Source organism: Mycobacterium shunyiense, assembly GCF_058270035.1.
In genome coordinates this window covers 74,475-96,307 of sequence record NZ_JBZDPT010000004.1, presented here as the reverse complement: position 1 = coordinate 96,307, position 21,833 = coordinate 74,475, and the positions used below count along the sequence as shown (strand labels likewise).

Genomic DNA, 21,833 nt, shown 5'->3' with positions numbered 1-21,833 from the left:
CAGTACGGTCGTCTCACCAGGGATGTTTCAGCGAACGCGCCGCCATGGTCTCTCAGGCTGAGAACGGCGTCCTAACAATGCAATCGGACGGGCAGGTGGACCGGTCCACGCAGCGAGCTGTTGGTCGACCAGATCGTCGGGGCCGTGGCGGAGATCCGTGACACGCGATTGACCAGTTCCCGAAGGACCGCGACGGCTTCCATGCGCGCCAGCGGTGCACCCAGGCACATGTGGGCACCGTAACCAAACGCGACGTGCGCTCGCGGATTGCGATCAGCGCGGTACGTATCGGGGTCGTCGAAAGCCGACGGATCCCGGTTTGCAGCGCCGAACGACAACAACAGTCGCGCCCCCGACGGGATGGTGACCTCACCGACTCGGTACGGAGCGCGGGTGTACCGGTACAAGTTCTGGACCGGGCTGCCGTAGCGGAGCTGTTCCTCCACGGCCATCGGGATGAGATCGGGTTCAGCGCGGATCATGTCGTACTGGTCCGGGTAGCGTGCGAACGTATCGAAAAGTCCGCCGAGCAGGTTGGTGGTCGTTTCGTTGCCGGCTATCAACAGCAAGATCGCGATGTAGAAGAGCTGATCGTCGGTCAACGTACCGTCAGTGTTGTGCTCGAGAAGCCGCCCCAGAACCGTGTCAGATCCTTTGAGTTCGCCCGTCGCCAGGTGGTCGAGGAAGTAGCGACGCAAGGCCATCGCAGCCCGCAATGACTTGGCCGTATTGAGCACACCGGCCGGCGTGGGAGTGAAGTCGATGAGTTTGACACTGTCCTCCGACCAACGCCGGAAGTCGTCGATGTCGCGCTCGGGGACTCCGAGAATAGCTGCGATCAGGCGTAACGGCATCGGGATCGCCAGGCGTGCAACGACATCGCTGCCCGGTTCGGCAATCAGGGTGTCGACGAGTTCGGCGGCGAGATCGTTGATTGTCCTCTGCCAACTGTCGAGGGCCCGCTTGGTGAACGCCGGTTGCACCTGCTTGCGCAGTCGGTTGTGTTCTTCACCGTCGGTGACCACCACGAGGTCGGCAGCCATCCGGATCCGGGTCACCCCATGGCTGCTCGTGACCTGCTCGGTGTCACGCAATGCGGCGCGGACATCCTCTAGACGGTGCAGGATCCAGGTGGCGCGACGAGGGCTGTAGTGCACTCGGTCACTGCTGTGCAACTGTGCGTAGGCCTCGAACGGCTGTGCGGCAGTGGCGGGGTCGAGGGGGTCATAGTCGGTGTTGACCGCTCCAGCCCAGCCGCGGTAGCCCAGTCGTCGGGTGCGCACGGCGGCAGACAGGTTCATCTGGATGGCGGACGTCAGCGGTTTGAACATTGTCGTTGCGTCGCGTGTTGCGGGCGTCATGACACACGGGGACCTTCCTGAAGGGCGAACTGGCGGGGATGTACGGGGGGCAGTGCTCGAGGACGAGAGCCGATCACGACGATCGAAAGGCGTCGGCCAGACTGAGGCACTGTTTGGCGAAGAACGCTTGTGCGACAGCAGTTTTCGGGGCCACCTCATCGAATCCGTGAAACGCTCCGTTGACCACGACGAACTCGCAGGGCACGCCGGCGGCGCGCAGGTCTTCCGCGTATGCGGCGTTCTCGTCGCAGAACAGATCGAGTGACCCGACACCGATCCACGCTGGTGGCAGGCCACCAAGGTCTGGACGTCGTCCAGGTACGGCAATCGCTGGATCCGCATCGCCGAGGTAGGCCGTCCAGCTGAATCGGTTCGATGTGGTGTTCCAGAAGCGAAAGTGGTGCGCATTCGGATGGATCCGGTCGGACGTGCGGTCGTCGAGCATCGGATAGGCCAGCAACTGCCGCACCACGGCGACCCGATCGGAGTTGCGCAACCGGAACGCCAGGGCGGCCGCGAGGCCGGCGCCCGAACTCTGACCGCCGATCGCGATCCGTCCTGGATCAACCCCGGGTAACGCGAGGAGGTGGCTGAGCGCGTCATGGCAGTCCTGCAGCGCCGCCGGATACGGATGCTCGGGCGCGAGACGGTACTCGACGGAGGCCACGGTGATATCGAGTGCATCCGCGAACGCTCGACACAACCGGTCACCGAGGCTGGCGCGGCCCGCGACATATCCACCGCCGTGCATCCACAGCAGGGCCGGCCGCGCGCTGGACCTCTCGTCCCCTCGAAAAATGCGCACGTTCACCCCATCCCCGAGCGATACGACATCGATGCCCGTAACCCGGGACTTTCGCAGCGCCATCAGCCGGCGCACCGCCTTGAGAGCAGTGGCAGTCCCGGCATTGCCCCGCGGAGCGATCCGCGCCAGCGCCTTGAGCTCGGGATGAAAGTCGTCTCGGGCGCCTATCGCGGGTACCGCGCCGGCCCGGCTGAATTGCATGAACACAGGCTCGGTGTCGCGCGGTTCGACCGTCAATAGTGTGCCGCCAGGTTGCGAAGCGGGCTTGTCCGAAACAGGATCCCGGTTTCGCAGGACAGTGGCCGGAGCTGGCCCTAGCCTGAGAGAGAAAAGGAATCTTCTCTCAGGATGAGAGAGTGAATCGCCGGAATGTCGAGCTGTGGGGGCTACACGATGACGCGACAGGACTGGCTTGTCGGTACGGACCGTCGATCCGAAGCGGTGGAACGGATCTTCGCCGCGGCCGCCGAACTCGTTTCCCAACAGGGTTTCGAGGCGTTCACCATCGACGCGCTGTCGGCGAAGGTGCATTGCTCGCCTGCCACCATCTATCGGCACGCCGGCGGTAAGGCGGCGATCCTCGAAGGGGTGGTGCGGCGACTGTCGGCGCGCATCGTGCGACACGTGTCCGAGGCGATCGACGGATTGCAGGGTTCGGAACGGATCGTCACCGCCCTGATCGTCGCGCTCGACCATATCCGGTCCGAGCCGCTCGGCCCGTTGATGATGGGGGCGATCCGACCTGATCAGAACAACGGTTGGCTGACCGGATCGCCTCTGGTGGAAGAACTTGCCGAGCGCATGATCGGTCGATCCGATCCGCTGGCAGCCCAGTGGCTGATTCGCGTCACCCTGGCGCTGTGGTATTTCCCGGTCAAAGACCGAGAGTCCGAATACGAGATCGCCGCGCGCTTCGTAGGCCCGAGCTTCATCGTCGAAGGCGAGACCGCAGTCCGGCCGGAAAACGTTGCAGCCCAGTAGCCTTCAAGCGATTCATGCGGCGGCGAAGTAGAGGCCCAACAGGAGCCCGAAGAGGCCGACCAGCCATCCGTGGGTCGTCACCTTGAGCCACGTGGGCGCCCGCCGGACCTCCATGAAGTGCCAGATCACCAGCTGTGCTTTGAATGCGGCAATCAGTAGCACGATTGCGGTGACCGTGGCGCTGAGGTGGTGCGCCTGGCCACCGTCACGAGCGGTCAGCCACGATGCCACGGTCACCACCGTGAGCAGCGCCCAGACCAAGGTCAGTGGGTTGCGAAGATAGGCCGTCACACCGATCACCTCATCAAGTAGAGCAACGCGAAGAGAACGAGCCACAGCACATCGACCATGTGCCAATACGTCGCGCCGGTTTCCACGAAACCGATTCGGGGCGTTGCTGTCCCGCGCAGGGAGTGGATGACGAAGCTGAGTATCACCAGCCCGAGAAGCACGTGGCACAGGTGCATTCCCGTCATCACGAAGTAGTACATGAAGAACAGGTTTGTCCCCGGGGTCATGCCGGCCGTGATCTCCGGAATGTACTCGAACATCTTCAGCAATGGGAAGGCCGCACCGCAGGCCAGTCCCAGACAGAGCAGCCGGTAGGCGTCAGCGGTCTTCCCGGCGCGGGCCGCCGAAGTGCCCAGCGCGACGAAGAGCGAACTTGTCAGCAGTACAACGGTATTGACGATGCCGATATCGAGGTTCAGCTTTGATTGGCTTTGCAGGAATGTGCTGTGATCTTGGCCGCGGAAATACATGTAGGCCACGAAGTAGATGCCGAAGATGATCAGGTCGCCGATTACGAAGAACCACATGCTCGGATCGCCGGGCAGGCGCCCCCGGACCGCATTGTGCGGGTCGGCGGTTTGGGTGCCGAAATGCTCTGAAACTTCGGTCATCTACTCGCCTCCGGCAGAGCATCGGCCGTGACCTGTTGCGGGTCGATCAGCCAAGAGTTTTCGAGTTCGTCGTCGGGCTGGTTCTTGATCGCGCGGTAGATGCAGACGTAGACGATGAATTGCCATGGTACGAACAGCGCCATCCCGAACCAGAACGTCATGATTCCGTTCCAGGCGAACGGACCCGAACTGGCGATCCACACGGGTGCGGCGACCAGCTCTGACACGTACTGCCAAACGGTGTAGTAGCCCAGCCATTTCGGCAGGATGTGGTTCTCGTCCAGGATGATGGCCAGCCCGAAGGCCATCCACATGACGCAAAAGCAACCCAGCGAGCCGATGAATGCCAAGTAGCCGAAATCGTAGAGCATCGCCAGGACCGCCGGATCGTAGCCGGGGCGAAAAGCTCCGAGTCCGAAGCAGAACAACGGGAAGAGCATGCCGACGATCGTGCCGGTGGTCGCACCCATCATGAGGGTGTACCGAAATGCCGGGCTGACCGACATCCGCTTGATCTGGATGAGGTAACACGCATTGGATACAGGCCCCAGGCCGAACGTCAACGTCAGGATGGCGCACGCGATCAGCAAGTTGGGAGACTGCATGAATTCGACAATCTGCGATCGCGGGCTGCTCGGCGATCGTGGCGGCATCATCCCGCTCAACGGCACGAAGACCAGACCGAACAGGGTGAAGAAGATCGGGACCGACCAGAACGCGATCCACTGATCCAGCTTCTTGCTCTCGAGCCACGAGGAACGCCGGGGCCCGCACTGGGATGTCGTGGCCAACCTCTGGGTCATGCCAGGGCCTCGCGCTCTGCGCCTTGGCGCTGGACCACACCCAGCAGAACGATGAACATCACGACGACATACACGGCAAAAACGCTGAGCCGCAGGGTGAACGAGAGGGCACCGTTCCATGTGAGCGGCCCTGACTTGTGCAGGATCGCGAACGCGCTCGGCACCAGCAGAACAGCGGTCGCGATGTTGAAGTGCGCCACCCAGCGAGGAAAGATCGGTTCGGGCCGCGCATCCAGGTAAATACTGGTGGCCAGGCAGAGGTTCTGCACGATGATCGTGCCGACCGGCGCGACGAAGAAAAACCACGCCATGTCGTTGAGCAGACTGATCAGCTGAGGATCGCGTTCGGGTCGAAATGCCGCCATGGCCCAGCAGTAGTCGGCGAGGATGAAGGCTGTGAGACCCACTCCGACACAGATGATGTAGGCGTAGGTGAAGACACTGCTCGACGTGGCGGTCCGGGAGATCTGCACGGCCGTCACCGCGAAGAGCGGAACCAGCGAGCAGGCAATGAGATTGCACAGGACCGCAACGCCGAGTATCCCCGTGACATTCTCGGCGAAGAACGTCGCAACCTGTTCGGGTGTCAGTGTCGGCGACAACGGCGGGGAGAACACGGGAAACAACAGGAACGCCAGCACGAACAGCGCCGCCGCCGGCACTGTGGTCCACAGCAGGATCCGTTGACCCTTGGTGTTCATCGCTACAGATGTTGTTCTCGCCATGGTCCTGCCTGTCCGGATTGCTACACCTCGGTCGACCGATCGGCGACCTTTGTCGTCAGGTATGTCACGAGCTTGCGACTACACCGGTGTCCCTAGGTGTAGCACTCTCACTGACAGATGACAATGAAAATGCAGATTTGCGGTTCGGGTGCGTGATATGGATCCACCTTCAATACCCATGTGACCTGGGTAAATGTGTTCAGCTCGGCCTGAACTCCGTGCCTCACCGCTTGCCGCTTCGGCCCAGATCTCAATGACAATGATCAGTAAATGAGGTCTCGTACTGCACAATGGACGGGTGCGAGACAGTGCGACGCAGCGCGAGGCCCAGCGTCGGCAGACGCGTGCCCGGCTGCTCGACGCCGCCATCGTCGAGTTTCAGCGTGCCGGTACCAACGCGGCCGACATCAATGCGATCGTCAAGGCCGCCGGCGTCGCGCGCAGCACCTTCTATTTCCATTTTCCGACCAAGGAGCACGTGCTTCTTGAGTTGATCCGAAGGGATGAGGCGAGCCTCGCCGACGAACTGGGCCGGTTCCTCGACGCTCCCCATGACCTGGCTTCGGTGTTGAAGACGATCGTCAGCTTGGTGATGGCGCTCGAAAGTCGCTGGGGCTCAGCCCTGTTCCACGACGTCATCGGCCTGTACCTGTCACCCACCCGGCCTGAACGGGAACAGTGGACCAGCCACCCGATCTTCTTGCTGCTGGCCGCCGAAATCGAGCGTGCGCGTATCCGCGGGGAACTCTACGACGACGTCGACGCCCATCACAGCGCAGCGTTCTTCCTCTTGGGTGTCTATGCACTGCTCACCACCGTCGGGGAATCCCGGTCCGAACGCGACGTGGCACTGGAGAAGTTCGTGACCAGCACCCTACGTAGCTTGCAGCCAGGGCGGGCCTGATAGGGCTCTCGGTTGAATCGATAACCCCACCGCAACCCGGCGATGGCCGGTCGCACCCACCCAGCACAGCTCATCAGGCGCCCCGCAGTAAACACCAGCTGCGATAGACCCGATGCCACCGATTGGCCGTCGGCCAACTACCATGAGGCGTCCCTATGGGTTTTTCCGACGCCTATTTCGATAGGTCCCGGCCCCCGTAGCTCAGGGGATAGAGCACGGCTCTCCTAAAGCCGGTGTCGCAGGTTCGAATCCTGCCGGGGGCACTCAGTTCGTTGTATGACCTCGGGTGATGCTTGACGCTTCGTCTCCGGTTGATGGGTGACAGTGTTTCGGCTGATGCCTTACACCTACTTCGGTTGATCCTTGCCCCGGTGCGGGGGAGTTGGCCGTTTTTCCACTGAACCCGCGGGATCCGCGGGAGGGAACGGGGCGAGCAGGAACTCGTCGACGAATCTGGCGAAGGTGTCGTCGACGAAGGCGGGGTCGGGGGCGGTGAAGTACTCGATGATGAAGCCTTGGAAGGCTGCCAGTGCGATGCGTGAACGGGTTTCGGCGACGTGTGCGGGCATCCCCAGCGCCTGCAGGCGGGCCTTGGAGTTGCGGGTCAGCAAGGACAGGGTGTCCCAGGTGTATTCGCGATAGGGACTGTCGACCGCACACGCGGCGCCGAAGACCTGCAGCACCACACGCAGGCTCTGATGGCGTTCCCCGCGGGTGCACTCGTACCAGTCCTCGAAGCACCATGCGCGGTGCGCCGCGATCGACTCCGGGAGATCCAAGTCCTCGGTCCGGGGTATCGCCGCCCGCTGCTGCCGGTTCAGGACTTCGAGGATGAGTTGCTCTTTGCCGCCGAAGTAGTAGACGAGCATGCGAGCACTGGTTCCCATCTGGGAAGCGAGCTCACGCAGCGAGGTGTCGACGACCCCGGTGCGCGCCAAGATCGCGCCCGCGGTGGCCAGTAGTTCTTCGCGTTTGGCGTGGTCGAACGGCCGCGGCACACTTGACTGTAACAGTTGCTTCGGTTACTGATGATGCGGTGCGCGCAGACACGACGATCGGGGTGGCCCGATGAGCTTGGTGCGCGACACCACCTCCCTCGCCGGTGGTGCACCTGCTGAGGATGCGGTGACGCGATCGGGCCGGCCGATGCGAGCGACCCGTCTCGTGGCGGTCATCGCGGGCCTGGTGGGCTTTGTCGCCAGCGTGCTCATTCCCGTATTGCCGGTCGTGCAGACCACGGCGACGCTGACCTGGCCTCAGGACGGGCAGCTGAACAGTGTTACCGCGCCACTGATCTCGTTGACACCGGTGTCGTTGACGGCATCGGTGCCGTGCACGGTGATTCGCGCGATGCCGACCGCGGCCGAGCTGGTCCTGGGGACGGCCCCGGCAGCCGGCAAGGAGGCGATGCTCAACGGGCTGTTCGTCAGGGCCACCGCGCAGCGCGTCGACGTGATCGCACGCAATGTCGTCGTCCTCAGCGTGCCGCGCATCCGAATGACCGACCCGGCTTGTCAACGGCTGGACGTGTCCTCCTCGGTGGAGGGCACCTTCGCCACGGTCAGCGGCTTGACCGATCCCGACACCGGCACGACGCTGCGCGGCGGGTATCCCGACCCGAACCTTCGGCCCCAGATCGTCGGGGTGTTCACCGACCTGAGCGGTGCGGCGCCGTCGGGGCTGTCGGTATCGGCCACGATCGACACCCGCTTCACCAGCTCTCCGTCACCGCTGAAAACGGCGGCGATGCTCGCCGGAATTCTGGGCACTGTCGTGGGCCTGCTGGCCTTGTGGCGCCTTGACCGCCTCGACGGGCGGCGCGCGCACCGGCTCGTTCCGGCTCGCTGGCGCTACTTCAACGCGGTGGACGCGACGGTGATCGCGGTATCGCTGTTCTGGTTCGTCGCCGGCGCAGGTTCCTCCGATGACGGTTATCAGTTCGGCATGGCCAACACCGCCAGCCATGCCGGCTACATGGCGAACTATTTCCGCTGGTTCGGCAGTCCCGAGGACCCGTTCGGTTGGTACTACGAGCTGATCGCCGCCATGACCCATGTCAGCCACGCCAGCCTGTGGTTGCGACTGCCGGATCTGATCTGCGCGTTGGTGTGTTGGCTGCTGCTCTCCCGTGAGGTGTTGCCCCGACTCGGTCCGGCGGTGACAGGCAACCGCGCGGCGGCGTGGGCGGCAGCATTGGTGTTCATCGCGGCGTGGATGCCGTTCAACAACGGGCTGCGGCCTGAAGGGCAGATCGCCACCGGCGCCCTGATCACCTACGTGCTCGTCGAGCGCGCGATCATCACCCGCCGCGCCACCCCCGTAGGCCTGGCCATCGTGGTAGCCGCATTCACACTCGGCATCCAGCCCACAGGCATCATCGCTGTTGCCGTCCTGCTGGCGGGTGGGCGCCCGATCCTGCGCATCATCGTCGCCCGCGCGAAAACGGTTGGGATCTGGCCGGTCCTGTTGCCGCTGGCAGCGGCGGGGGTCGTGGTGCTGACCGTGATCTTCGCCGACCAGACCATCGCCGCGGTGCGTGAGGCCACTGCCGTACGCACGGCCATCGGACCCGCGCAGCCCTGGTATACCGAGAATCTGCGCTATTTCTATCTGGTCCTGCCGACCACCGACGCTGCCGTGTCGCGTCGTTTCGGAATCCTGATCACGATGGCGTGTCTGTTCCCGTCGATACTGATGTTGTTGCGACGCAAGCGGATTCCTGGGATCGCCACCGGCCCGGTGTGGCGGCTGATGGGCGTCATCTTCGCGACCCTGTTTCTGCTGACGTTCGCCCCGACGAAGTGGATTCACCATTTCGGGTTGTTCGCCGCCGTCGGCGCCGCCATGGCCGCAGTGGCCACCGTGCTGCTCGGACCGACAGTGCTGCGATCGGCGCGCAACCGGATGGCCTTCGTGGCGACCGTGTTCTTTGTTCTCGCTGTGTGTTTCGCGTCGACCAACGGCTACTGGTACGTCTCCAGCTACGGCGTGCCGTTCAACGACAGCAGTCCGCACTGGGGACCGGTCACCGCCAGCGCGGTCCTTTTCGCACTGTGCCTGCTGACCGCCGGCTATGCCGGTTGGCTGCACTTGGCTGCACCGGTGCGGCCCGAATCTCGGCTGACCCGGCTGGTGACGGCCGCACCCGTGCCGGTGGCGGCGGGGTTCATGGTGGTGGTGTCGGCCGGCTCGATGCTGACCGGAGCGATCAAGGAATACCCCAGCTACTCCAACGGGTGGGCCAATCTGCGCGAGCTGGCCGGTGGGTGCGGGCTGGCCGACGACGTGTTCGTCGAACCGGATCCCAACACCGGATTCTTGACCCCGGCAGCCGGACGCTACGGGCCCCTGGGTCCGCTGGGAGGCAGTGAAGCGATCGGCTTCACCGCCGACGGAGTGCCTGAACACACACTGGCTGAAGCGATCTGGCAGAGCCAATCCAAGTCCGGAACCGATGATGACTGGGAGACACCCACGACGTTGCCCTACGGTCTGGACCCTGCCCGGGTGCCGCTCGCGGGAAGTTTCACCGCCGGGCCTCAACAAGTCAGCACATTGACTTCGGCGTGGTATCAGCTTCCGCCCGCAGACCGGGAACATCCGCTCGTGGTGATCACCGCGGCCGGCACGATCACCGGCAACAGCGTGCTGTCCGGACACACCGCCGCCCAAACCGTCGCACTCGAATACGGCACTCCGGGACCCGACGGGGCACCCGTACCGGGTGGTCGGCTCACCCCGTACGACATCGGCCCGCAACCCGCCTGGCGCAACTTGCGCTTCCCCCGCACCGAGATCCCCACCGATGCCCGTTTCGTCCGGGTGATCGCCGAAGACCGTTCGCTCAATGTTGGTGACTGGGTGGCCGTCACGCCACCTCGCATGCCCGAATTACGTTCGGTGCAGGAGTATCTGGGCTCCACAGAGCCGGTGCTGCTGGACTGGGCCGTGGGATTGGTATTCCCCTGTCAGCAGCCCATGCTGCATGCGAACGGCGTCACTCAAGTTCCCAAATACCGGATCTCCCCGGACTATCCGGCCAAGATCGAGATGCCCGACACCTGGCAGAGCGGAGACAATGGCGGCCCGCTGGGCATCACCGATCTCCTGCTGCGTGCCCATGTCATGCCCACCTACCTGTCGCGGGACTGGGGACGCGACTGGGGTTCCCTGCGTCGGTTCGTTCCTGTCGTCGATGCTCCCGAGGCGCGCCTCGACCTCGGTTCCGCCACCCGCAGCGGTTTGTGGAACCCGGCCCCGATCCGCATCAGCCCGTAGCGAGCGCCAGGTGAGGCATCCAGGTGTGCTGCCAAGCCGCCTCATACGATCGAAGAATGGGGCGTCGGGTACAGCTCGCGGTGGTGTGCTGGGTCGTATTGATCGCAGGTGGATGCGCGCCGCAACCTGACGTGACCGCGACCGATGACGACAACGGTGGCCACGTCCAGCTCCGAACCGGGCAGCTCTTCGACATCGTGCTCGCAGACGACTACGACGTGACCGGCTGTCAGTGGCGCGAAGAGCGCAACACCGGCCCCGAGACGGTGGAGTTTCTCGGCGCTCGCTACGAGCCGGCCCGAAAGCCGCCCGCCGGCAACGGGAATGGCACCAACACCGAAAGGTACCGCGCGCAGCAGACCGGAACCGCGCGCATCAGCCTCGTCGAATCCGACAACGCCGGCAAGGTGTGCCGGCGTTACGCGCTGAACGTCACGGTGGGTCCGACGAGCATCACGGACAGCTTGGTCACCGCCACCAAGGCCGGTTTTCCCGTGGTGGCAGCCCTGGCGGTCGTGATGTTGACGCTCGGGTTGGTCGGCCGCCTGGTCTACCTGCTGTTCCGGCGCAGGCGCGAGTGACCGCGCCCGGCACCGGTGTTCAGCACATCGGGAATGACGAACACTTGGGCCCCTTGGTCTTCGGCTGTTCTGGCGCCTGACGTGGACCAGAATCAGATCGCGGAGCCTGGCGTTCCTGCGGTGCCTGCCGCTCGGGCTTCTGACGAGCGGGTGCCTCGCGTTGGGGCGGCGCCTCGCGGACAGGTACCTGCTGGACGGGCGCCTCCCGGGCGGGCGGTTGCCAGACCGGGGCCTGGCGTTCGGGAGCCTGATACCTGGGGGCCGGTTCTTCCTTGGGAGCCGGAGCAGGGGCCGGAGCCTGGGGCGCGGGCTCCTGCCACACCGGTGCCTCGCGAACAGGCGCCTGTGTCTTCGGGGCCGGTGCCTCGGACTCGGGAACCTTGACCTGATCACGTTGCGCCGGAGCCTCTTCCGGTGCATTCCGCTGCTGCGGAGGCTCCTGTTGGCGCGGTGTCTCCGCAGGTGTGGGCGCCTCCGCCGCCGGCACCTGCGGATCTGGAGCGGCCTCGCGCGGCGCCGGGGCCTCGCGGGGACGATCCGGCGCCGGGCTGGGTGGGCTGGCCGGTTCAGGCTGGTCCGGCGACGCTTCAGCCGGGTTCGGCCGGCCGGCCCGTGGCGGCGTGAGCGGCAGGCCCGAGGAAATATCTGGTTCGGTTTCCGGCGCAGGTGCGGTCTCTGGCTTTGGATCCGATTTGTCGATCGTCGGCGGGATGTAAGCGGGTGCCGGCGAAAGCTCGGGAGCTTTGAATGTGGGTGACACCTTCGACGGCGGCGCTGCCGGTGCGGGGGCCGCCAAGGCAGGCGGAGCGGTTGATTCCGGCGGTTCAGACGACGATCGGTGGTTTTCCTTGGGCATATCGGATCGTTGGCCGAGTCCCGACGGCAGCTGCCACCCGACAAAGGAATTGGTCCGCGGGGTGAGGTCCCTGGCGAAGTTGCGCGGGGACTTGTCCGCGAGGTCTTTCATCAGATGCCCGGAGGTACGGGTCGCCTTGTCGTTGGAGATGAACTGTGTCAGTGAGGCATTGAGGTTCACCACCGGGGCCGAGACGTGGATGTTGACCGTTGTGTTCACCCTGATCGCCGGTGGCGCCCAATCGCGGTTGCGCGGGTGGTGCCAGTCCCGGTTCATGTTCCAGTTCTGATACCGGTGCGGGTTGAATCCGTGGGCCCGGTCCCACTGCGCGCGGCGATACACCGGGTTGTAGATCCGGAACTTCCACTCGTAGTACTGCTGGTAGGGATGGTGATGGTCGTACCATCGCTGGTTGCGCGGGTCGCGTGGGCGGTCGCGGTGTTGACCCCATTCGTTGCGGCCATTGCGGTCCCAGCCGTGGCGGTCGTAGCCCGCCCAGTTGTAGCCGGCCCAGTTGTAGCCCCAGCGGTCGTATCCCCACCGGTCGTAGCCCCAACGGTCATATCCCCACCGGTCATAACCGATGAAGTCGTAACCGTATTGGTTGTAGCCACCGAGGTCGTAGTTGTACCAACCGCCCGGGTTGTAGCCGTAGAGCTGACCCCAGGATTGGTCGTAGTAGCCCAGGTTTCCGAGGTTGGGCGTCGACGGCGGATCGATGGGCTGCGGCCAATCGGCCATCGGGGAATCCGGAACACCGGGCGGCGCCGGGACGTAGTCGTCGGACGCGTCATATCCCCAGGTCGGTGCGGACGCGCTGGTCAGTGCCACAGCGTCCTGCTGCGGGTCGGCCGGGACGGCCGCCGGAGGCTCTGGAGGCGGGGCGGGCAACGGCGCGAGTCGAAGCACCGAATCGGGTGTGTACTGCAGAAGTTGTTGTGTCAGTTGAAGATAGAGATTCTGCAGACTGGTGCGCTCAGGTGACGGCGACAGGTAGTCAAGGTCCTGCTTGGCTTGATTGAGCGCGGTGCGGGCGTCGGTCAGCTGATCGGCGGTGGGTTGCTCCCCGCTGCCGAGAATGTCCTGAGCCTTCTTCAGGTCAGCTACGACAGCGGTCAGGGCGACGTCTTGGGCGTGTCCCGGAAATACCGTCCGCGTGACGCCCCACAGGGAACCACCGGGTGAGGTCTCGTACGCCGCGCCGAGTAGACCCGCCACGAGCACACCGGCCATGGCGGCGGCGACGGTGGCCTTGCCTCGGCGAGAACGGGGCACGAACCTTCGCCATCTCGGCACAGGCTCGGCATACTCCACAACATTCTCGGGGACCAGTCGGGGCCCGAGGATCGTCATGTCGAACTCCTCAACTACGGCCGATGGCCGTGATCGCGCCGCTCCCGACCGCGCGGATCCAGATGTCCCGGAGCTCACGTACTGCCCGGTACTTAATGCTTACCACAACTGCTAAGTGCAACTAAATTCTATTTATTCCCACCGCGGACGCCGGCGTCGCGCCGGAATTCTCATCAACGCATAGCTGTCGCACAGGGATTCACAGGAAGGCGGTATACCCGGCTATTGCTCGCCGGTCTCCACGACAGCCTTGATCCGCTCGAGAGTCTTGCGCATGTCGCGGATGTTCCGGCGTGTGCGGAGCTGTCCGCCGAGCATCGAGAACACGGTGGTGAAGGCTCCCGGCGTCATCCGGAAGGATTCGGTGACATCGGTCTCGGTTCCGGCCGGTTCCAGCCGGTAGTGCCAGTTGTTCACCGCTCGGTCGCCCACCAGGACGGCGAAGCCGAACTCCCGCCCGGGGTCGCAGGCCGTCACCTCGCACGTCGTCCAGTAGAGCGGGCCGATCTCGTTTCGTTTGACGTGTCCCCGGAACCGCGCCCCGAGGGCGGGGCCGGTGGCACCGCCGAGCCATTCGGCTTCCATCACCTCGGGCGAGAACTTCCCGGTGTTGCGTACGTCGGCGATGAGATTCCAGATGCGGTCCGCCGGCGCGGACATGCGTACGGTTGCTGAGCCTTCCATGGACATGGCGTCCGCCTCCTCGGGGCAGTGGCGTCAACGTAACACCGGCGCGGACGGGGACTACGGGTTTTCCGGGGTTCGTGGCCCCTGGCGGCCGTGTGATCGTCGAGAGGTGAGTGCTTCCCGAGACACCCTACGCATCGGTGCTCGCCCGGGTGTCGGCGATCTCGCGCATCTGGTCGACCAGCCGTCCTGCCACCTGGGCGGCGAGCCACAGCGCCATCTGGTCGTCGTCGGACAACCCCGCCAACAGTTCGGCGATGCGTTGCTTGCGCAGAACCGCCCGCTCTTCCCACAGGCGTTGGCCGCCCTCGCTGACCTTGACGAGGCAGGCCCGCCCGTCGTCGGGGTCGCTGCACCGCTCCAGCAGGCCTTGCTGTTCGAGGCGCTGGACCAGTTGGGTCATGCCCGACTGGCTCGCGCCCTCGGCCTCGGCGAGTGCGGTGACCCGCATCGGACCCTCGCGGTTGAGTCGGACGAGGACGAGCGTCGCGCTCGCGCTCAAGCCTTTGCGATCGGCGAGATGCCGCCACATGAGGTCGGCGCTCGCCACGAGCATCGACGAGACGGCTTCCACGTTGCTGCCGAACGGTGCGTTGCTCACGGCTCATTTATATCAGTCATGGGAAGTAATGGGCCGAAAGCGGTGCGACTGGATGCCGGTGACGCGGACGCCGGGGTGGGGCGGTCATCTGCGGTTGCGCACGGATCAGTGCGTGGTAAATCGCGTACATCGCCTTCGTTGCTTGGCTGCCAATCTGCTGTGAATGCCCGGCGGTCGCGAGCGAACAGCTTGAGAAGTGCATCCTGTATGCGATATATCTGTCGGTCATGATCGGGGAGCAGCCTGCGGACGGCCGCAGACGACGAAACCGAACGCTTCTGCAGAACGGATGGCTTCCGGTCGTCACGGTCATCGCGTTGGGCGTGGGAGCGTTGGGCGTCTGGAAGGTGCACCAGATGTCGGAACCCGGACCGGTGCCCACCGTCCTCGCCGCGCAGGCGCCCGAGCAGTTCACGCCCAAGCAGCTCACCTACGAGGTGTTCGGTTCCGTCGGTGACGGCGGGATGCTGAGCTATGTCGACATCGACGGGCATCCGCACAAGGTCGATGTCACGGAGCTGCCCTGGACGCACACCGAGACGTCGACCCTCACCGTGGTCTCCGGCAGCATCTCCGTGCAGGTCAATGGCGGCGAGGTTGGGTGCCGAATGTTGGTCAACGGCGTTGTGCGCGATGAACAATCGTCCACCCATGCCGAAGCCGACGTCACCTGCCGGGTCAAGTCCGCATGAGCACTCATCGGGCGAACCGCCCATTCGTCGCGCGGACCGTGCGGGTCCTGGCAGTGCCGATCATCGTGTTCTGGGCGCTGCTGGCCGTCACCACCAACACCTTCATCCCGCAGGTCGAGCACGTCGCCGAACAGCTGGCGGGCTCGATGATCCCGAGCTACGCGCCGTCACAGGTCGCGATGCTCCGGATCGGGGAGAAGTTTCAGGAATCCACCTCCACCAGCCTCACCATGCTGGTGTTCGAGGCCGACCGCCCCCTCGACGACGGTGATCACCGGTACTACGACGACCTGATGAACCGGCTGAAGCAGGATCCGGAGCACGTGCAGTACGTGATGGACCTGTGGGGCAAACCGATCACCGCGGCCGGGGCCCAAAGTGTCGACGGCAAGGCGACTTTCGTGCTGTTGCGGTTGGCCGGGAACATCGGCCAGCTCCAGGCGAACGAGTCGGTGAACGCGGTCAGGGACATCATCGCCGGCGACACCCCGCCGCCGGGGCTCAAGGTCTACGTGAGCGGTGCCGCCCCGCTGGCATCGGACACGCTGACCATCGCCAACTCGAGCCTCAACAACATCACGATCCTCACGATCATCCTGATCGTGATCATGCTGCTGGTGGTCTACCGGTCGTTGGCCAATGTGCTGGTGCCGCTGGTCAGCGTGCTGATCGAAATGCTTGTCGCCAAGGGCGTCATCGCGACGCTCGGACACTTCGGCGTCATCCCGCTGTCGTCGTTCGCGGTGAACATCGTGGTGGCACTGACATTGGGGGCGGGAACCGACTACGGCATCTTCCTGATGGGGCGGTATCAAGAGGCCCGCCAGGACGGCGAGAGCCGCGAAGACGCCTTCTACACCGCCTATCGCAGCGTCGCGCCGATCATCATCGGCTCCGGGCTGACGATCGCCGGTGCGTGCTACTGCCTGAGCCTGGCCCGGCTGGACTACTTCCACACGATGGGACCAGCAGTCGCCATCAGCATGCTGTTCACCATCGCCGCGGCGCTGACACTCGCACCGGCACTGCTCACGCTCGGCAGTCTGTTCGGATTGTTCGATCCCAAGCGCATGTCCAAGGGGCATCTGTACCGGCGGATCGCGACGAGCGTCGTGCGATGGCCCAAACCCGTCTTCGTCGCAAGCACCGCCGTCGTGATGATCGGTGCGGTTTTCGTGCCCACGTTCAAGGTCAGCTACGACGATCGTGCCTACCAACCTGCCGATGGCGCAGCCAATCTCGGCTTCGAGGCCTCCGATCGGCACTTCTCGCAGAGCAAGCTGTTCAGCGAGATGCTGATGGTCGAAAGTGACCACGACATGCGCAACTCGGCCGACTTCATCTCATTGGACCGGGTCGCCAAGAGCCTGATCCGGCTCCCCGGTGTCGCCATGGTGCAGAGCATCACCCGGCCATTGGGCCGGCCGCTTGAGCACGCCACGATTCCCTACCTGTTCACCACCCAGGGCAGTGGCAGCGGTCAGCAACTGCCATTTACCGAGCGGCAGAACGAGAACACCGACAAACAGGCCGAGATCCAGGCGCGTTCTGTCGAGGTGCTGCAGAAGGTGATCGGGCTGACCCAGCAGATGGCCGACGAACTGCATTCCACGGTGCTCACTTTGGAGAACCTCAAACAGGTCACCGACGACATGAACGCCGGGATCTCCAACCTCGACGATTTCCTGCGACCCTTGAAGAACTACTTCTATTGGGAGCCGCACTGTTTCGACATACCGGCGTGCTGGGCGATGCGCTCGCTGTTCGACTCGCTCGACGGGATCGACAGCCTCGACGCCCAGATCGCCGACGCCGTCACGTCGTTCGAGGCCATCGACCGGTTGCTGCCGCAGATGATCTCGCAGCTGGAGCGGATGATGGCTGACAGCCGGTCCCTGCTGGGAGTCATCACCAACAACTACGGTCCGGCGCATCTGCAGTCCACCCAGACCGACCAGACGTACTACGACCTGATCAACGTGGGCAACGACTTCGACCAATCCCGCAGCGACGACTTCTTCTACATCCCCAGGGAAGCGTTCGACAATGAGGACGTCAAGACCGGCATGCAATTGATGATGTCGCCGGACGGCAAGGCCGCCCGGTTCATCGTCACCCATGAGGGAAATGCCATGGGGCCGGAAGGGATCGACCACGTCGAACAGTTCCCCGACGCGATCAAGGCGGCGCTCAAAGAAACCTCTCTGGCGGGCTCCAAGATCTACATCGGCGGCGCGGGGTCGAACAACAAGGACATCAAGGCCTATGCAGCGTCCGATCTGCTCATCGTGGCGATCGCTGCGTTCGTGCTGATTTTTCTCATCATGCTGTATCTGACCCGGAGCCTGGTCGCGGCCATGGTCATTCCCGGCACGGTGGCGTTCTCGTACGCGGGCGCTTTCGGACTGTCGATCCTGGTGTGGCAGCACCTGATCGGTCTGCACCTGCACTGGCTGGTGTTGCCGCTGACCTTCATCATCCTGGTTGCGGTCGGCTCGGACTACAACCTGCTGCTGATCTCCCGGGTCAAGGAGGAGTCGGGTGCGGGGCTGAACACCGGGCTGATCCGCGCCCTGGGCAGCACCGGCGGCGTGGTGACCTCGGCCGGCCTGGTGTTCGCGTTCACCATGCTGGCCATGCTGATCAGCGATCTGCGCACCATCGGTCAGGTGGGCTCGACGGTGTGTATCGGCCTGCTGCTCGACACGCTCGTCGTGCGCTCGTTCGTGGTGCCGTGTCTGCTGCGTTTCCTCGGTCCGTGGTTCTGGTGGCCGACCTTCATCCGGCAGCGACCGCTACGACAGCGGCAACCAGTGCCGCAACGGCAGCGGGCGGAGGCCTGACATGACGACGTCGACTCTGTACGGCATCCTGTCGATCGTTTCCTTTGCGCTGATCTGGGTGTTCGCCGTCGTGGCCTTCGTCTTCACCCGGCGGATGAGAGGCCACTCCCACGTCACGTCGAAGCTCGCCGTCGGCACCCTGTCCGCCACGTTGCGCAAGGTTCGTAAACGCGAGGCGCTCTCGGACGAGGAACTGGCTCTCGCGCGACAGGTCCTCGCCGACCGTGGCAGCATCCTGGCGCTCGCGGTGCCCGCCACGCTGTTCTGCATCGGATGCTTCTATGTCTTCGGCAGCCTCGAACAGCTGCACGGACGTACCCCGTCGGAGCGCACATTTCTCGGCGTCTTCCCGATGCTCACCTCGACCAACATGGCGATGCAGATCCTCAGAAGTGCGCGCCTGAAGCAGCGACTTCCGTGATCGAGCCGTCCGGTGCGCTCAGGCCTCGTGCTCCCGCCCGAGTGCGTCGAGCAGGCAGTTGACGGCCAGTTTGCCCAGCGCATCGGAGGCCAGCGGGCTGTCGCCGGTGAGCAGGCGGCGGTCTTGATGCACGGTGCCGGCCATGTCGTCGTTGACGATGGTCAGTCCCTGCTTGGCGAGGAGGTCGGCGACGAGCCACTGCAGGCGCCCCGGAAGATAGCCGATATCGATGTTGGGGCCTTCGTCGAGCGAGTCGGGGAACACGCACACCGAGTACCCGGCGAACGGTGACTGTGCTTTGTCGAGGCCGGCGGCCAGCAGCGCCGCCGGGCCGTGGCACAGGGTGATGATGAACCGGCCGTGGTCCAGGGCCCAGTTCAGTGTCTGCCCTACCGTTTCGCTGCCTGGTAACCCGACGACGGCGCCGTGCCCGCCGGGAATGAAGACCGCGAGATAGTGGGAGGCCGGATGCAGATCCGCGGCCACTTCGGACAACTTGAGGGGCTGCTTGAGCTTGGGTTTGAGGGCCTCATAGGTCGATGCCACGGCCTGGTCCTCGTGGGGCATCGCCCACAGTTCCAGCTTGGCCGGATACCCGGTGATGGTCGCGACGTCGACGTCGAATCCCGTCTCCATCAGATGGTGCAGCGGCAGCAGCATCTCCACCGGATGGTTGCCGGTGGAGAACATCTTTCCGTTCTGGCACAACACATATCGTTCTTCGGCGGCGATCATGAGTATCTTCCACCGGCCCTCGGCGTAGGCACCCGCATGTTCCACGCCGGCGAAATCGGTCTTGGCCGACGTGTATTGGCTCAGTGAGTAGGGCGACGGGAAGAACGCGTTGTCCTCGGCCCGGTCAGGTGTGGGCGCCCTGCTGAGGTCGTCGGTGGCTTGTGACATTTCGTTCACCACTTCCTTTTCCCGAACTCGTGCGGTGAGGTCAGTGATACCCGGCGCCCGCCCACCTCATGCGTGTCAGCGCAATGGCAGCTCGGCGAAGATCGGCGTGGTCGGGGCGGTCGAGCCTGCACCCGGTTCGACGGTGAAGGCCAAGGCCGATGCGTCGCCGAGGTCTGGCAGCACCGCAGTGGTCGACGGCGCGACAGCAGCGGAGTCCATGGTGCCGGCGGAGGTTGCCGCACCCTCGCGCAACAGCCACATCTGATAGACGGTGCCCGATTGCGGAGGCGTGACACCGTTCATCACCAGCACCCCGGCGTTGCGCTCGCGGGAGAACACCACGGTGGCGGTGCCGCCGGTGGGGATGTCTCCGGAGACGGTCCGGACGTCGGGGGCGGCGAAGATCTGCTCGGCGGTGGTCGGCTGGGGGCCCGGACGCAGGGCGATGCCGATACCGACGCCGGCCAGGGCGATGACGACGGCTGCCGCGGCCGCGAGGGCGGTGTTGCGCCAGCGCGCCGCAGGTCGTCGACGCAGCTCGGGCACCGAGACGCGGGCCAGCACCTGCTCGCGCACATGCGGTGGTGGTTCCAGAGCGGTGGCCCCTGCCAGTCGGGCCATGGTTTCCCGCACCTCCCGCACCTCGGTCGTGAACTGGGCCGCGACCTCGGGAGAAGCAGCAGCCAGCCGCTGTTCGATGTCGGCGCGCTCGCTGTCGGACACCGAGTGCAGCGCATACGGGGTCGCCAACTCGAGCAGTTCGGAGTCAAAGGGTTCGGTCATGCGGCCCCCAGGCAATTGCGCAGGCCGCGGAGGGCGTCGCGCATCCGGGATTTGATGGTGGCGAGGTTGGCCGCCAGCTGTTGCGAGACCTGGCTATAGGTCAGGCCGTCGTAGTAGGCGAGGTGGATGCACTCGCGTTGGGCATCGGTCAGCGCGGACAGGCATTCGGCCACCCGCCGCTGTTCGTCCTGGGTGATCACCGAGTCGGCGACGTGATCGGCAGGCGGCTCCATGCTGGTCGCGCCGTAGCGCGATTCGCGCTGGCTGGCGGCTTGTTCTGCCCGCACCCTGTCCACTGCCCGGCGGTGGGCGAGCGTCATCAGCCAGGCCATCGGGGATCCGGCCGCCGGGTCGTAGCTGTCTGCGGTGCGCCACACCTGGAGGTAGATGTCCTGGGTGGTTTCCTCGCTGTATCCCGGATCCCGCAGAACCCGCGTGACCAGGCCGAACACCCTCGACCGCGTATGGTCGTACAGCTCGGCGAAGGCGTCGACGTCGTGTCGGGCCACCCGCCGTAGCAGCGCGTCGAGTTCGGCGGTCACCCACAGCAGCCTAGCGACCGGGGTCTGCGCCGTCATGTTTATCCAGATCTCGGCGGGCGCGGTATGAAAAATGAAGTGCGCGAGCGGTATTCGTCGAAGCCTGGTCGGCCTGCCATATGTTTCTCGGCCAATCGGGCACCTGTCGCGTACACCAGGAAGTACGTCATCAGCGCCGGGGAGAGGACTGTCGTGAGCGACAGCCAGCCGCAGATGGTCACCAGCCACAGTCCCCACCACACGCAGCTGTCGCCGAAGTAGTTCGGATGGCGGGTCCAGGCCCACAATCCGCGGTCCATGATCACGCCCCGGTGGGCCGGATCGGATTTGAACCTGCGCAGTTGATGGTCGCCGACCGCCTCGAACGCCAGTCCGACGGCCCAGATCAGGACGCCGGCAATCAGGACCGGTCGTAGGGCGGCCGGGGTGGGTCCCAAGGTCGAGGACAGCTGCACCGGCAGTGAAACGAACCAGGTTGCCGCCCCCTGGATCACGAACACCTTGCGCAGCACGTGGCCGGCCGAATAGTCGCCGCCCAGCAGCTCCTGATAGCGCGGGTCTTCCCCCTTGCCTGCCGACTTGAGCACCATGTGCCAGGACAGTCGGCCTGCCCACAGCGTGATGAGCACCAACAGCAGGATGCGCCGGAACAGGTCGCCGGTACCGAGCACGGCGCTGACGGCGGCGACCACGATGAACCCGATGCCCCAGGCCACATCGACGACGTTGTACCGCCCGAGGTTTCGGCCGATCACGAACGTCGCCCCGTGTACGACGGCGAGGGCGGCCAGTGATACCGCGGTGACGATGAGCAG

Annotated in this window: 21 protein-coding genes and 1 tRNA gene; 8 read left to right on the top strand and 14 right to left on the bottom strand. The window is 64.7% G+C overall.

Translation table 11 applies throughout. The annotated features are described in order from the left end of the window. Window positions 1–71: 71 nt before the first annotated feature. Together AC4ELS_RS04415 and AC4ELS_RS04410 are read right to left on the bottom strand one after the other, a co-directional pair. On the bottom strand, window positions 72–1,361 hold the full coding sequence (locus AC4ELS_RS04415; RefSeq protein ID WP_448441816.1) for a cytochrome P450: 1,290 nt from the start codon (window positions 1,359–1,361) through the stop codon (window positions 72–74). Between the two features lie 73 nt (window positions 1,362–1,434). After that, the gene (locus tag AC4ELS_RS04410; protein WP_075919424.1) at window positions 1,435–2,367 is read right to left on the bottom strand and encodes an alpha/beta hydrolase; all 933 of its coding nucleotides are present in this window, start codon (window positions 2,365–2,367) and stop codon (window positions 1,435–1,437) included. Window positions 2,368–2,559: 192 nt separating this feature from the next. On the opposite strand from AC4ELS_RS04410, the gene AC4ELS_RS04405 reads away from it, so the two are divergent. Further along, a complete protein-coding gene (locus tag AC4ELS_RS04405) occupies window positions 2,560–3,147 on the top strand; it encodes a TetR/AcrR family transcriptional regulator (RefSeq protein ID WP_448441819.1) in 588 nt (195 codons plus the stop codon). A 12-nt stretch (window positions 3,148–3,159) separates the two neighbouring features. Here the strand turns inward: AC4ELS_RS04405 and AC4ELS_RS04400 are convergent, their stop codons facing one another. Genes AC4ELS_RS04400 through AC4ELS_RS04385 form a run of 4 tightly spaced genes read right to left on the bottom strand, consistent with a single transcriptional unit; the run spans window position 3,160 to window position 5,553 of the window. After that, window positions 3,160–3,438: a cytochrome C oxidase subunit IV family protein gene (locus AC4ELS_RS04400; protein ID WP_064936168.1), complete on the bottom strand. Its 279-nt coding sequence runs from the start codon at window positions 3,436–3,438 to the stop codon at window positions 3,160–3,162. 5 nt (window positions 3,439–3,443) lie between these two features. Next, window positions 3,444–4,049: a cytochrome c oxidase subunit 3 family protein gene (locus tag AC4ELS_RS04395; protein ID WP_448441821.1), complete on the bottom strand. Its 606-nt coding sequence runs from the start codon at window positions 4,047–4,049 to the stop codon at window positions 3,444–3,446. Continuing rightward, on the bottom strand, window positions 4,046–4,852 hold the full coding sequence (locus AC4ELS_RS04390) for a hypothetical protein (RefSeq protein ID WP_448441823.1): 807 nt from the start codon (window positions 4,850–4,852) through the stop codon (window positions 4,046–4,048). Before AC4ELS_RS04390 ends, AC4ELS_RS04395 begins: the two co-directional genes overlap by 4 nt. After that, window positions 4,849–5,553: a hypothetical protein gene (locus tag AC4ELS_RS04385; protein WP_448441825.1), complete on the bottom strand. Its 705-nt coding sequence runs from the start codon at window positions 5,551–5,553 to the stop codon at window positions 4,849–4,851. The genes AC4ELS_RS04390 and AC4ELS_RS04385 overlap by 4 nt, the downstream gene beginning before the upstream one ends. A 322-nt stretch (window positions 5,554–5,875) precedes the next feature. On the opposite strand from AC4ELS_RS04385, the gene AC4ELS_RS04380 reads away from it, so the two are divergent. Next, window positions 5,876–6,481 carry a TetR/AcrR family transcriptional regulator gene (locus AC4ELS_RS04380; protein ID WP_448441827.1) on the top strand — a complete coding sequence of 202 codons (606 nt, stop codon included), beginning with the start codon at window positions 5,876–5,878 and terminating at the stop codon, window positions 6,479–6,481. A gap of 190 nt (window positions 6,482–6,671) precedes the next feature. After that, a tRNA-Arg gene (locus tag AC4ELS_RS04375) sits at window positions 6,672–6,744 on the top strand. Window positions 6,745–6,828: 84 nt separating this feature from the next. Here AC4ELS_RS04375 and AC4ELS_RS04370 read toward each other — a convergent pair. Next, on the bottom strand, window positions 6,829–7,479 hold the full coding sequence (locus AC4ELS_RS04370; RefSeq protein WP_448441829.1) for a TetR/AcrR family transcriptional regulator: 651 nt from the start codon (window positions 7,477–7,479) through the stop codon (window positions 6,829–6,831). Window positions 7,480–7,549: 70 nt separating this feature from the next. On the opposite strand from AC4ELS_RS04370, the gene AC4ELS_RS04365 reads away from it, so the two are divergent. Together AC4ELS_RS04365 and AC4ELS_RS04360 are read left to right on the top strand one after the other, a co-directional pair. Further along, complete coding sequence (locus AC4ELS_RS04365; RefSeq protein ID WP_448441831.1) at window positions 7,550–10,759, top strand: arabinosyltransferase domain-containing protein; 3,210 nt, start codon at window positions 7,550–7,552, stop codon at window positions 10,757–10,759. Window positions 10,760–10,815: 56 nt separating this feature from the next. Further along, entirely contained in the window at window positions 10,816–11,340 is a 525-nt protein-coding gene (locus tag AC4ELS_RS04360; protein ID WP_448441833.1) for a hypothetical protein, read from the top strand. Window positions 11,341–11,359: 19 nt separating this feature from the next. On the opposite strand, the gene AC4ELS_RS04355 is transcribed toward AC4ELS_RS04360, so the two are convergent. The 3 genes from AC4ELS_RS04355 to AC4ELS_RS04345 form a co-directional block, all read right to left on the bottom strand. After that, window positions 11,360–13,549 (bottom strand): FIVAR domain-containing protein, encoded by a 2,190-nt coding sequence (locus AC4ELS_RS04355; RefSeq protein ID WP_499046065.1) that lies wholly within the window; start codon window positions 13,547–13,549, stop codon window positions 11,360–11,362. A gap of 222 nt (window positions 13,550–13,771) precedes the next feature. Then, window positions 13,772–14,233, bottom strand: a complete 462-nt coding sequence (locus AC4ELS_RS04350; protein WP_498889521.1) for an SRPBCC family protein — start codon at window positions 14,231–14,233, stop codon at window positions 13,772–13,774. A gap of 133 nt (window positions 14,234–14,366) precedes the next feature. Continuing rightward, window positions 14,367–14,837, bottom strand: a complete 471-nt coding sequence (locus tag AC4ELS_RS04345; protein WP_498888994.1) for a MarR family transcriptional regulator — start codon at window positions 14,835–14,837, stop codon at window positions 14,367–14,369. Window positions 14,838–15,064: 227 nt separating this feature from the next. Here AC4ELS_RS04345 and AC4ELS_RS04340 point away from each other — a divergent pair, with 227 nt between their 5' ends. Genes AC4ELS_RS04340 through AC4ELS_RS04330 form a run of 3 tightly spaced genes read left to right on the top strand, consistent with a single transcriptional unit; the run spans window position 15,065 to window position 18,793 of the window. Further along, window positions 15,065–15,529, top strand: coding sequence for an MmpS family transport accessory protein (locus AC4ELS_RS04340; RefSeq protein ID WP_236734611.1), 465 nt, complete (start codon window positions 15,065–15,067; stop codon window positions 15,527–15,529). Beyond that, on the top strand, window positions 15,526–18,372 hold the full coding sequence (locus AC4ELS_RS04335; protein WP_498888996.1) for an MMPL/RND family transporter: 2,847 nt from the start codon (window positions 15,526–15,528) through the stop codon (window positions 18,370–18,372). Before AC4ELS_RS04340 ends, AC4ELS_RS04335 begins: the two co-directional genes overlap by 4 nt. Window position 18,373: 1 nt before the next feature. Beyond that, window positions 18,374–18,793 (top strand): hypothetical protein, encoded by a 420-nt coding sequence (locus tag AC4ELS_RS04330; RefSeq protein WP_499046062.1) that lies wholly within the window; start codon window positions 18,374–18,376, stop codon window positions 18,791–18,793. Window positions 18,794–18,811: 18 nt separating this feature from the next. On the opposite strand, the gene hchA is transcribed toward AC4ELS_RS04330, so the two are convergent. The 4 genes from hchA to AC4ELS_RS04310 form a co-directional block, all read right to left on the bottom strand. Continuing rightward, a complete protein-coding gene (gene hchA, locus AC4ELS_RS04325) occupies window positions 18,812–19,696 on the bottom strand; it encodes a glyoxalase III HchA (protein WP_499046060.1) in 885 nt (294 codons plus the stop codon). 75 nt (window positions 19,697–19,771) lie between these two features. After that, a complete protein-coding gene (locus tag AC4ELS_RS04320) occupies window positions 19,772–20,479 on the bottom strand; it encodes an anti-sigma factor (RefSeq protein WP_064959036.1) in 708 nt (235 codons plus the stop codon). Beyond that, window positions 20,476–21,057: a sigma-70 family RNA polymerase sigma factor gene (locus AC4ELS_RS04315; protein ID WP_499046057.1), complete on the bottom strand. Its 582-nt coding sequence runs from the start codon at window positions 21,055–21,057 to the stop codon at window positions 20,476–20,478. The genes AC4ELS_RS04320 and AC4ELS_RS04315 overlap by 4 nt, the downstream gene beginning before the upstream one ends. A gap of 2 nt (window positions 21,058–21,059) precedes the next feature. Next, complete coding sequence (locus AC4ELS_RS04310; protein ID WP_064887394.1) at window positions 21,060–21,827, bottom strand: DUF1295 domain-containing protein; 768 nt, start codon at window positions 21,825–21,827, stop codon at window positions 21,060–21,062. Between the last annotated feature and the right edge of the window lie 6 nt (window positions 21,828–21,833).